This window comes from Pseudoduganella sp. jia 9, from assembly GCF_055502615.1.
The window spans coordinates 193,366-205,293 of sequence record NZ_JBUPWE010000013.1 but is presented as its reverse complement, the minus strand read 5'-3'; the positions used below and the strand labels follow the sequence as shown (position 1 = coordinate 205,293).

The following is an 11,928-nucleotide window of genomic DNA, read 5'->3' as shown; positions in this document are numbered from 1 at the left end:
GCGTGGCTCCCACGACCAAGAACACACCATGGCAACTGGCATCGCTCCCGGCTTACTGATCCTGCACGGCAACCAGCTCGAACAGCTGCGTGCCGCCGTGTTCCAATGGCTGCACGCCAATCCGCTCGCCCCGCTTGAAACGGACGTGCTGCTGGTGCAGTCGAACGGCGTGGCCGAATGGCTGAAGATCGCGCTGGCCGAACAGGCCGGCGTGTGCGCCGCCACCCGCGTCGCACTGCCGGCGCGTTTCCTGTGGGAAGCCTACCGGGCAATGCTGGGCCGCGACCGCGTGCCGCGCATCGCGGCCTTCGACAAGGGGCCGCTGACCTGGCGGCTGATGCGCCTGCTGCCGGCGCTGCTGCGCGACGACGCGTTCGAGCCCTTGCGCCATTTCCTCAAGGGGGGCTGCCAGGAACGCCGGCTGCAACTGGCCGAGCGGCTGTCCGATCTGTTCGACCAGTACCAGGTCTACCGCGCCGACTGGCTGGAAGACTGGGCGGCGGGGCGCGACCGGATGTGCTGCCCGCGCGGCGTGCACTACCCGCTGCCCGAAGGCCAGCGCTGGCAGGCCGCGCTGTGGCGCGCCATCATCGCCAGCGTGCCGGAAGAGGAGCGCACGCTGGGCCGCGCCGGCGTGCACACGGCATTCCTGCGCGCCGTGGACAGCGGCGCGCAGCCGGCCGGCCGGCTGCCCCGTCGCGTTGTGCTGTTCGGGGTTTCCGCCTTGCCGTACCAGACCCTGCAGGCCCTGGCCGCGCTGGCCCGGTTCACCCAGGTGATCGTGGCGGTGCCGAACCCCTGCCGTTTCTACTGGGGCGACATCATCGATGGCCGCGACCTGCTGCGTGCCGCGCGGCGCCGCCATCCGCATCGCAACGGCGTCGACCTGGCGCAGGTGCCGATCGAGGCGCTGCACGCCCACAGCCACCCGCTGCTGGCGAGCTGGGGCCGGCAGGGGCGCGACTACGTGCGCATGCTGGACGAATTCGACGAAGCCTCCGGCGCCGACGCCGGGCACCTGCGCGTGGACCTGTTCAGCGACGGCGACGGCGCCACGCTGCTCGAGCAGCTGCAGGGCGCGGTGCGCGACATGCTGCCGCTGTCCGAGCACCATTTCCCGGTGCCGGACAGCGACGACCGCTCGATCGTGTTCCACATCGCCCACAGCGTGCAGCGCGAAGTGGAAGTGCTGCACGACCAGCTGCTGGCGCGCTTCGCCGCCGACCCGGCGCTGCGGCCGCGCGACATCGTCGTGATGGTGCCGGATATCGGTGTGTTCACGGCGGCCATCCACGCCGTGTTCGGCCAGTACAGGAAGGGCGATCCGCGCCATATCCCGTTCGAGATCGGCGACGTCAACGACCGCAGCGTCAACCCGCTGCTGGTGGCGCTGGAGTGGCTGCTGCGGCTGCCGCAGCAGCGCTGCCGGCAAAGCGAAGTGCGCGACCTGCTGGACGTGCCCGCGCTTGCGGTGCGCTTCGGCCTGGCCGACGACGACCTGCCGGTCCTGGGCCGCTGGATCGAAGGCGCCGGCGTGCGCTGGGGCCTGGACCGCGCGCACCGCGCCGGCCTGGGCCTGGAGCCCACCGGAGAACAGAACGCCTGGATCTTCGGCATCCGCCGCATGCTGCTCGGCTATGCCAGCGGCGCGGGCGGCGCCTTCGGCGACATCGAACCGTACGGCGAGGTGGGCGGACTCGATGCCGCGCTGGCCGGATCGCTGGCCCAGCTGGTCGAAGCCCTGCTGGACTGGCGCGAACGGCTGGCGCAGCCGCGCACGCCGGCCGCATGGGGCGAGGAGGCGCGTGCGCTGCTGGCCACGTTCTTCGATGCCCGCGACGAAGCCGACCGGCTGACGATGAACGAACTCGATGCCACGCTCAATGCATGGCTGGAAACCTGCGACGGCGCCGGCTTCGACGAGCCGGTGCCGCTGTCGGTGCTGCGCGAAGCGTGGCTGGACGCACTGGACGAACCCTCGCTGGAGCACCAGTTCGTGTCCGGCGGCGTCACCTTCTGCACGCTGATGCCGATGCGCGCCGTGCCGTTCCGGATGGTCTGCCTGCTGGGCATGAACGATGGCGATTTCCCGCGCCGCGCCAGCCGCGCCGATTTCGACCTGCTGGCGCTGCCCGGCATGGCGCGCCCCGGCGACCGTTCGCGGCGCGACGACGACCGCTACCTGATGCTGGAAGCGGTGCTGGCCGCGCGCGACGTGCTGTACGTGAGCTGGTGCGGCCGCAACGCGCGCGACAACAGCGAACAGCCGCCGTCGGTGCTGGTGGCGCAGCTGCTCGATTACCTGAAGGCCGGCTGGCACCTCGACCTGCACGAACGCACGGTCGAGCACGCGCTGCAGCCGTTCTCGCGGCGCTACTTCGAACAGGGCGGCCTGCTCACCTACGCGGCGGAATGGCGCTCGGCCCACGCGCCGGGAACAACGGCGGCGGCGCCGGGCGGCCAGCCGCCGCACGAACCCGCACAGCATGAATTGGCGCAGCAAGAACGCGCACAGCATGAACTCGCGCCGTTCGAGCTCGATGAGCGCTTCCGCCTGAAGCTGGCCGGCCTGGCGGCGTTCCTGCGCCAGCCGGTGAAGTACTTCTTCGGCCAGCGGCTCGGCGTGCGCTTCGCCGATTCGGCGCTGGTCGGCGAGGACGAGGAACCGTTCGTGCTCGATGCGCTGGAGCGCTACTTCCTCGAAGATGAGATGCTCGACGACGATGGCGCCGTGGAAGAGGATGACGTGCGCGCCAGCCTGGCGGGGCGGGCGGCCCGCCTGCAGCGCGAAGGCGTGCTGCCGATCGGCGTGATCGGCGATCGCGTGCGCGACGGCCTGATCGAGGCGCTGCTGCCGGTGCGGCGCGCCTGGCTGCAGCTGCGCGGCGCCTACCCGGAAGCGGCGCCCAGGCTGCCGGTGAGCATGGAACTGAACGGCGTGGTCCTGGAAGACTGGATCGACGGCCTGCGCGCCGACGGCGATGCCAAGGTGTGGCTGGCGCAGATGTCGTCGAAGGCGCTCGACAAGTCCGGCCAGCCGCGCGGCGACAAGCTGATCGGCGCGTGGCTGCGCCAGCTGGCCGCCGCGGCGCAGGGCGTGCCCGTCACCGGCCTGCTGGTGGCACGCGACGCCGTGCTGTCGATGCCGCCGATGGACGGCGCCGCCGCACGCGGCATGCTGGCCGACGTCGTCGGGCTATGGCGCCGCGGCATGGACGGGCCGCTGCCGGTGGCCAGCAAGACGGCGCTGGCGCTGGTGTCCGGCGGCGATCCGCGTGGCACCTACGAACACGGCTTCGAGTACCGCGGCGAGAAGGACGACCCCTGCCTGTACCGGCTGTGGCCCGAGTACGGCGACCTGGCCGCGGAACCTGGCTTCACGGCGACGGCGCACGCGTTGTACGGCCCGCTGGTGGCGTGGCTGGCGACGGTCGAAGTGCAGCCGATCGACGGAGGTGCCGCATGAGCCGCCTGCTCGAACCGATGACCTTCCCGCTGCATGGCAGCCGGCTGATCGAGGCCAGCGCCGGCACGGGCAAGACGTGGACCATCGCCGCGCTGTACCTGCGCCTGGTGCTGGGCCACGGCGGCGCCGACGCTTTCGGCCGTCCGCTGCTGCCGGCCGACATCCTGGTGATGACGTTTACCCGCGCGGCGACGCGCGAACTGTCGAACCGCATCCGCGAACGGCTGGTCGAGGCGGCCGGCTGCTTCCGCGGCCAGCTCGCCGATTGCGATCCCTACCTGGCGGCCCTGCTGGCCGACTACCCGGACGAGACGCAGCGCCAGCAGGCCGCGCACCGGCTGATGCTGGCCGCCGAGACGATGGACGAGGCGGCCATCTTCACGATCGACGCATGGTGCCAGCGCATGCTGCGCGAACATGCGTTCGACAGCGGCAGCCTGTTCGACGAGGAACTGATCAGCGACGAAGCGGCGCTGTTCGAGGACGCCGCGCACGATTACTGGCGCCAGCAGGTCTATCCGCTGCGCGAGCCGGCATTGGGCGCGCTGCTCGATTGCTGGCCGGATGTCGAGCGCCTCAAGCGCGGCCTGCGCGAACTGGTGAAACGGGCCGATGACGGCTGGCGGTCGGCCGAACCGCTGGGCGCGCTGATCGGCAGGTCGCTGCGCGAACGCGCACAGCAGCTGGCGGCGCTGAAGGAAGGCTGGATGGACCGGGTCGACCGCATGGCGCGGTGGCTGGAAGGGGCGAAGGCGGCAAAGCAGCTGAACGGCAAGCTGATCCAGTCGCGCTGGCTGGACGGCTGGTTCTCGACCTTGCGTGCGTGGGCCGGCGACCCGGCCATGGTGGTCCTGGACCTGAAAGGAGGCTGGAACAGGCTGGTGCCCTCCGGCATCGCCGAGGCCTGCAGCGGCACCGATATCCCGGACGATTTCGCGGCCCTTGAAACGCTGCGGGAGGCGCTGGCGGCGCTCGAGCCGCTGCCGCACCGGCTGCACCGCCACGCCGCCGGCATCATTGCCGCGCGCATGGCCGAACTGAAGGCGCGCGACCGGCAGTTCGGCTTTGCCGACATGCTGGTGCGGCTGCAGCGTGCGCTGGAAGGCGACAATGGCGCGGCGCTGCGCCAGCGCATCACCGAGCAGTATCCGGTCGCGCTGGTCGACGAGTTCCAGGATACCGCGCCGTCGCAGTACCGCATCTTCGACCTGCTGTACCGCGTGGCCGACAACGATCCGGCCTGCGGCCTGTTCCTGATCGGCGATCCGAAACAGTCGATCTACGGCTTCCGCGGCGCCGATATCCACAGCTACCTGGCCGCGCGCCGCGCCACCGAGGGCAGGCATTACCAGCTCGGCACGAACTACCGCTCCACGCGCGAGGTGGTGGAAGCGGTGAACCGCATCTTCCTGCACGCCGAACAGGGCGCGGGCGGCAGCGGCTTCGCGCAGGGCGCCTTCCGCTTCCGGCGCGGCACCACCAATCCGCTGCCGTTCGACGCCGTCGATGCGAAAGGGCGCGGCGAACGGCTGGTCGGCGTGGACGGCGAGCTGCAGGCCCTGACCGTGTCGTGCAGCGAAGTGCCGGACCTGACGGCGGACGGCTACCGCGATTTCTTCGCCCACCACTGCGCCGAGCATATCGTGGGATTGCTGAACGATCCGGGCACCGGTTTCGCCGGCCCGGATGGTTTCAGGCGGCTGGAGCCGGCCGATATCGCGATCCTGGTGCGCGACCGCAGGGAGGCCGCCGCGGTCCGGCGCGCGCTGCAGCAGCGGCGCGTGCCCAGCGTCTACCTGTCCGACAAGGATTCGGTGCTGGAATCCGACGAGGCGAAGGATGTGCTGCGCTGGCTCGCGGCGCTGGCCAACCCGCTCGACGGCGCACTGGCCCGGGCCGCGTTCGCCACCCGCACGGCCGGCATCCCGCTGGCCGAGCTGGCCCGGCTGTCGTCCGACGAACTGGCGTGGGAGGCGCGTGTCGAGCAGTTGAAGAACCTGCACACGGTCTGGCAGCGGCAGGGCGTGCTGGCGATGCTGCGCCGCTTCATCCACGAACTGGGCCTGCCGGCCGCGCTGCTGGCACCCGGCAACGTGGGCGGCGAACGCAGCCTGACGAACCTGCTGCACCTGGCCGAACTGCTGCAATCGGCCAGCCGCCAGCTCGACGGCGAGCAGGCCCTGATCCGCTGGATGGCCGAACAGGTCGAAGGCGAGGGCGCGACGGGCGACGAGCAGGTGCTGCGGCTGGAATCGGATGCCGAACTGGTGAAAGTGGTCACCGTGCACAAGTCGAAGGGGCTGGAGTACCCGCTGGTGTACCTGCCGTTCGCCGTCACCGCCCGCAAGGTGGACAAGCGCAACCGCAGCTTCTTCGAATATACCGATGGCGAAGGCACGCGCCGCATCGACATGGCATTGTCCGAAGAGGCCCAGGCGGCCGTGGAAGCGGCCCGCATCGAGGAAGACCTGCGACTGCTGTACGTGGCGCTGACCCGTGCCCGCCACTTCCTGTGGCTGGGCGTGGCCGCGCTGCCGGCCCGCAAGGAGGGCAGCAACGTGCTGCATGAATCCGCGCTGGGCTACCTGCTGACCGGCGGCGCGCCGCTGCCGGCGGAAAGCCTGCAGGAGCGCTGGCGCCAGCTGGCCGGCGATTGCGGCGCGATCGGCATCGCCTCGCTGTGCCACCCCGAGCGGGTGACCCGCCTCGACCGTGTCGAGCAGCGCGCGCCGCTGCTGGAACCGCGGCCGTATGCGGCGCGCTTCGAGCGCAACTGGTCGGTCGGCAGCTTCACGTCGCTGGCGCGCGGCACGCAGGCCGCGCCGCGCCGTGCGCTGGAGGAAACGCTGCTGGAAGGCGACGGCGGCGATGTCGCCGCCGGCCGGGTCGACGAGGCGCCTTGGCACCGTTTCCCGCGCGGCTCCGTGCCCGGCAACTTCCTGCACGAACAGCTGGAATGGCTGGCGCAGGAAGGCTTCGACTGTATCGACGATGCCGCCTGCGCGGTGCGCATGGGCCGCCGTATCGAGCGCGCCGGCTGGGGCCATCGGCTCGATGACGCCCTGGCCTGGTTGCGTGCCGCGGTGACGACGCCGCTGCCGCCACTGGATGCCGCCTTGCGCGACATCGGCACCGTGATGCCGGAGATGGAATTCTGGTTCCCCAGCGAGCACCTGGCCACCGGCGCGCTCGATGCGCTGTGCCGGCGCCACCTGCTCCGCGGCATCCCCCGTCCGGCATTGCCGCAGCGCGCGCTGCACGGCATGCTGAAGGGATTCTCGGACCTCGTGTTCGAGCATGAAGGGCGCTACTGGGTGCTGGACTACAAGTCGAATGCGCTGGGCGGCAACGATGCCGCGTATCACGCCAGGGCCCTGGCGCAGGGCATGGCCGAGCACCGCTACGACGTGCAGGGCGCGATCTACCTGCTGGCGCTGCATCGCCTGCTGGCGAGCCGCCTGGGCGATGCCTACGATCCGGCCGCACAGCTGGGCGGCGCGGTGTTCTTCTTCCTGCGCGGCATCGGCAACGCGGCGACGCGCGGCTGCCACGTACTGGAACCCGACCCGAAATTGCTGGAAGAACTGGACGACCTGCTGCGCCGTGCAGGAGAAGGAAATACCGATGACTGACCCGAAGTTCGACCCTGCGCACCAGGCGCTGTTCGATGCGATCGACGCGCTGACCGACAACGGCAAGCTGCGCCGGCTGGCAGGCGCGTTTGCCCGCTTCGTGGCCACGCTGGGTCACACGCCGCCGCCGCTGCTGCTGGCGTGCGTGCTGCTGTCCGAGCTTGAAGGGCGCGGCCACAGCTGCCTGGTGCTGGCCGACCTGGCCGGCGACCCGTCGCCGCAACTGGGCTGGCTCGATGGCGAGTGGGCATCCTTGCGGGCTGCCGCCGCGAAGGAAGCCCGCGCGCTGCCGAAGAACGTCGACGCCTGGCGCGCCGCGCTGCAAGGCTGCGAGCCGGTCTGGCCGGTGGGCGATCTCGACTTCAACCAGCCGCTGGTGCTCGATGGCGAGCGCCTGTACCTGCGCCGCTACTGGCGTGACGAGTCGACCGTGGCGGCCTCGGTACGTTCGCGCGCCGCCACCCCCGACGGGGCCGGTGCGGCCAACACGCAAGTCGATACCGGGGTGGTGCGCGGCTGGCTCGACAAGCTGTTCCACCACCCGGTGCGCGAGGGCGGGCCGGACTGGCAGAAAATCGCCTGCGCCGTCGCGCTGCGCGGCCAGCTGGCCGTGATCACCGGCGGGCCCGGGACGGGCAAGACCTACACGGTAGCGCGGCTGCTGGCGCTGCTGTTCGCGACCGCCGGCGCCGCTGCGCCAGCCTTGCGGATCGCGCTGGCCGCGCCGACCGGCAAGGCCGCCGCGCGCCTGAAACAGTCGATCGACACGGCGCTGGACGAGCTGGCCGGCAAGCTGGACGACGCACTGCCGCTGCGCGAGCTGGCGGCACGGATGGGCGGCGCGCGCACCCTGCACAGCCTGCTGGGTGCGCGCCCGGACACGCGCAGCTTCGCCCACCATGCCGGCAATCCGCTGGAGGTGGACGTGCTGATCGTCGACGAGGCGTCGATGGTGCACCTGGAAATGATGGCTGCCTTGCTGGCGGCGCTGCCGCCACATGCCCGGCTGGTGCTGCTGGGCGACAAGGACCAGCTCGCTTCCGTCGAGGCCGGCGCCGTGCTGGGCGACCTGTGCGCACAGGCCGAAAGCGGCAACTACGATGCCGCCACCCGCGACTACGTGCTGGCCGCCGCCGGCGAGACGATCCCGCCGGCGTTCTGCGAGCGCGATGGCGGCCCGCTGGCGCAGCGTATCGTGATGCTGCGCCAGAGCCGGCGCTTCGGCGGCCCGATCGGCAAGCTGGCGCTTGCCGTCAACCATGGCGATGCCGAAGCGGCCCGCGACGTGCTGCGCGGCGACAGCGACGGCAAGCTGCAATGGATCGAGGGCGCCCGGCCCGGCGACGTGCTGGCGCTCGCGGTGGGCGGGCGCCCCGGCGCCGGCGCCGGCTACCGCGACTACCTGGAGCGCGTGCAGGAAGGGACGGGCGCCGGCACCGATTACGAAGGCTGGGTGGGTGACGTGCTGCGGCGCTTCGAGCAGTTCCGGCTGCTGTGCGCGGTGCGCGAAGGCGAATGGGGCGTGGCCGGCCTGAACGAGGCGATCGAGGCCAAGCTGGAGAGCGCAAGGCTGATCCGCCGGCGCGGCGAATGGTACGTGGGCCGCCCCGTGATGGTGACCCGCAATGACTACGGGACGGGCGTCTACAACGGCGACATCGGCCTGACCCTGCCCGACCCGCAGCGCCCCGATTCGCTGCGGGTCTGGTTCTCGGACGGCGCGGCGGTGCGCAGCGTGCTGGCGACCAGGCTGCGCCACGTGGAAACGGCGTTTGCGATGACGGTCCACAAATCGCAGGGCTCCGAGTTCCTGCACACGGCGATGGTGCTGCCGCCGCAGGCGAACGCCGTGCTGGCGCGGGAACTCGTCTATACAGGCATCACGCGCGCCCGCGAGTTCTTCACGCTGGTGTCGCCGAACGCCGCCGTATTCGACCAGGCCATCGCCGGGCGCACCCAGCGCGCCAGCGGATTGCGGCAGGCGCTGGGTACGTAGCCGGGACGTAGACTGGAGCGCAGGCTGGAACACAACGCAGCGGGTTAGGCAGCTGGAGGCAGAGTCGGATACCATTGCAAGGTTTTCAAACCTGTCCCTTGATTAACTAAACCGATCGATATGACCTCGTCCGCACAACCAGATACCAGCCTGCCACTCGACATGATCATCTTCGGGGGCATGGGCGACCTTGCCATGCGCAAGCTGCTGCCGGCGCTGTACATGGCCCACCTGCACGGCAACCTGCCCCAGGCGACCCGCATCATTTCCACCGGGCGCCAGGATTTCAACCGCGAGGCCTACCTGGCGTTCGTCGAGGAACATTCGCGCAGCTTCATTTCGGAAGGCAACTTCGCCGACGACGCCTGGCGCAGCTTCCTGCACCGGCTGGAGTTCGTCCGGGTCGACGTGCAGCAGGACGACCTGGCCGCGCTGGCGAAGGCGTCGCGCGAAGGTGCCGTGCGGGTGTTCTATCTGTCCACCGCGCCATCGCTGTTCACGACGATCTGCGAAAAGCTCTCCGCCGCCGGCCTGGTCGATGCCAATGCCCGCGTGGTGCTGGAAAAGCCGCTCGGCAGCGACCTGGCGTCGGCGGTGGAAATCAACGAGGCGGTCGGCAAGCACTTCGCCGAATCGCAGATCTACCGCATCGACCATTACCTGGGCAAGGAAACGGTGCAGAACCTGATGGTGCTGCGCTTCGGCAATTCGATCCTGGAACCGCTGTGGCGCGCGCCGAACATCTCGAGCGTGCAGATTACGGTGGCCGAGGAAGTGGGCGTCGGCAGCCGCGCCGGCTTCTACGACGGCACCGGCGCGATGCGCGACATGGTGCAGAACCACCTGCTGCAACTGCTGTGCATCGTCGCCATGGAGCCGCCGGCGTCGCTGGCGCCGGATGCGGTGCGCGACGAGAAGCTCAAGGTGCTGCGCTCGCTGCGCCGCTTCAACCTGGCCGCCATCGCGCGCGACACGGTGCGCGGCCAGTATGTGCGGGGCGCCAGCGGCAACCAGGCCGTGCCGGGCTACCTGGAAGAGAAGAACGTGCCGCCGGACAGCGGCACCGAAACCTTTGTAGCGCTGCGCACCTACGTGGACACGTGGCGCTGGTCGAAAGTGCCGTTCTACCTGCGCACCGGCAAGCGCATGGAGCGCCGCTCGTCGAAGATCGTCATCGAATTCGCCAATCCGCCGTTCCCGCTGTTCCCGGAAAGTACCGATGGCGTCGCCAACCGGCTGGTGATCGAACTGCAGCCGGAAGAGGCGATCAAGCTGCAGGTGATGGCCAAGCAGCCCGGCAGCGGCATGCACATGCAGCAGGTGGCGCTGAATCTCGACCTGCATTCCGCTTTCACGCAGCGCCGCGCCGAAGCCTATGAACGCCTGCTGATCGACGTGGTGCGCGGCCGCCTGACCCACTTCATGCGCCGCGACGAGCTGGAAGCGGCGTGGGAATGGGCCGATCCGATCATCGAGGGCTGGGGCACGCTGAACGAAAAGCCGCGCTCGTACGCGGCCGGTACCTGGGGCCCGTCCGAATCGTTCGCGCTGCTGGCGCGCGACGGTTTCAGCTGGTTCGAGTAAGGCGTTCCGGCACCGTTGGGCGTGTTGTCTTGCGCCATGGATAATTAAATAATTGCAAGTTTCATTGACAATCCCTTAAATTTTGCTTAACTTATACGTATAGCAATTATTATTTAAGAAGATCAAGATATGAAACTGCATTCCCTGGTTTTGGCCGCCGCCCTGTCCGGCACTTTCGGCAGCGCGATGGCCGAGACGTTCGATATCGGCCTGGTGGGTGGCCCATACACCTGGTCGACGCATGAGGTCGGTAGCCGGCACGGCGCGGGCGACTTCAGCGATACGTTCACGTTCTCCGATTACACGGCCGCGACCAGCATCGTGGACGGTACGCTGACCAGTACGGCGACGAACCTCGGCCAGATGGTCTTCACCAGCGCCACGCTGAATGGCGTGGCGCTGGATGTGACGTTCTATCCGATGTTCGGCCGCTCAATTATTTCGCTCGACGGTGTCAATGTGACAGGTCCGCTGACGCTGGTCATCAATGGCACCGTCAAGGCGGTGCCAGGCGTGGCGGCGTTTGCTTCCTACGGCGGCGATTTCAATGTCGCCAGTCCGGTGTCCGAACCGGCCACTTACGGCATGCTGCTCGGCGGGATGTCCGTGCTGGCGTTCGCGGCGCGCCGCCGCGCGCGGTAACCGGTCGCTTCATCTTCCATGACAAAGGGCGCCGCGGCGCCCTTTGTCATTGCGGCAGCGGCGGCGCCATCACCACGTGATAAGTACCGACGGCGCGCTGCGCTTCGATTCGCCGTGGAAGACGGCTTCGATGTTGTTGCCGTCCGGGTCGATGACGAAGGCGGCGTAGTAGCCGGGATGGTAGGGCCTTTCGCCCGGCGCGCCGTGGTCCTGGCCGCCGCCGTCGAGCGCGGCCCGGTAGAAGGCGTCGACCATGGCGCGGTCGCGCGCCTGGAACGCCAGGTGATGGCGGCCCGTCAGCTGGCCCTGCGCGGTCTCGCTGTCCTGCGCGGACACGAACAGCTCGTCCACCCAGAAATAATCATCGGCGCTGCCGCCGATGGGAATATCCAGTGCGCCGAAAATCGCCGTATAAAACTTCCGCGACGCCGCCAGGTCTTTGACGACCAGCTGGACGTGGTCGATCAGGCGGCCGCGGTGAACCTCTTGAGCTTCCATGCTGTGCTCCCGACAGGGTTGGTGGACCGTGGAGTATCGCAGTTCTTGCCACCGGAAGTCGCACGCTCGCGGCGCCGCGCAAACGATCAATCGGCTGAGTATTCCGGCGT

At 69.4% G+C, this 11,928-nt stretch carries 6 protein-coding genes; 5 read left to right on the top strand and 1 reads right to left on the bottom strand.

Annotation, left to right across the window (positions count from 1 at the left end; all coding sequences use genetic code 11):
* The first annotated feature begins 28 nt into the window (after positions 1-28).
* The 5 genes from recC to ACY34H_RS18775 all read left to right on the top strand — a co-directional run bounded on the left by recC (position 29) and on the right by ACY34H_RS18775 (position 11,320).
* A complete protein-coding gene (gene recC / locus ACY34H_RS18795) occupies positions 29-3,466 on the top strand; it encodes an exodeoxyribonuclease V subunit gamma (RefSeq protein ID WP_464978983.1) in 3,438 nt (1,145 codons plus the stop codon).
* The gene (gene recB, locus ACY34H_RS18790) at positions 3,463-7,098 is read left to right on the top strand and encodes an exodeoxyribonuclease V subunit beta (protein WP_464978982.1); all 3,636 of its coding nucleotides are present in this window, start codon (positions 3,463-3,465) and stop codon (positions 7,096-7,098) included. Before recC ends, recB begins: the two co-directional genes overlap by 4 nt.
* Positions 7,091-9,094 (top strand): exodeoxyribonuclease V subunit alpha, encoded by a 2,004-nt coding sequence (gene recD / locus ACY34H_RS18785; RefSeq protein WP_464978981.1) that lies wholly within the window; start codon positions 7,091-7,093, stop codon positions 9,092-9,094. The genes recB and recD overlap by 8 nt, the downstream gene beginning before the upstream one ends.
* A 120-nt stretch (positions 9,095-9,214) precedes the next feature.
* Positions 9,215-10,678 (top strand): glucose-6-phosphate dehydrogenase, encoded by a 1,464-nt coding sequence (gene zwf / locus ACY34H_RS18780; RefSeq protein ID WP_464978980.1) that lies wholly within the window; start codon positions 9,215-9,217, stop codon positions 10,676-10,678.
* Positions 10,679-10,807: 129 nt separating this feature from the next.
* Positions 10,808-11,320, top strand: coding sequence for an FxDxF family PEP-CTERM protein (locus tag ACY34H_RS18775; protein WP_464978979.1), 513 nt, complete (start codon positions 10,808-10,810; stop codon positions 11,318-11,320).
* A 69-nt stretch (positions 11,321-11,389) separates the two neighbouring features.
* Here ACY34H_RS18775 and ACY34H_RS18770 read toward each other — a convergent pair whose 3' ends face one another.
* On the bottom strand, positions 11,390-11,818 hold the full coding sequence (locus ACY34H_RS18770; RefSeq protein WP_464978978.1) for a VOC family protein: 429 nt from the start codon (positions 11,816-11,818) through the stop codon (positions 11,390-11,392).
* Positions 11,819-11,928 lie beyond the last annotated feature (110 nt).

Excerpts from the sequence above, each read along its gene's own strand:
- recC (WP_464978983.1), top strand. The coding sequence starts at position 29 with ATGGCAACTGGCATCGCTCCCGGCTTACTGATCCTGCACGGCAACCAG.
- recB (WP_464978982.1), top strand. The coding sequence starts at position 3,463 with ATGAGCCGCCTGCTCGAACCGATGACCTTCCCGCTGCATGGCAGCCGG.
- recD (WP_464978981.1), top strand. The coding sequence starts at position 7,091 with ATGACTGACCCGAAGTTCGACCCTGCGCACCAGGCGCTGTTCGATGCG.
- zwf (WP_464978980.1), top strand. The coding sequence starts at position 9,215 with ATGACCTCGTCCGCACAACCAGATACCAGCCTGCCACTCGACATGATC.
- ACY34H_RS18775 (WP_464978979.1), top strand. The coding sequence starts at position 10,808 with ATGAAACTGCATTCCCTGGTTTTGGCCGCCGCCCTGTCCGGCACTTTC.
- ACY34H_RS18770 (WP_464978978.1), bottom strand. The coding sequence starts at position 11,818 with ATGGAAGCTCAAGAGGTTCACCGCGGCCGCCTGATCGACCACGTCCAG.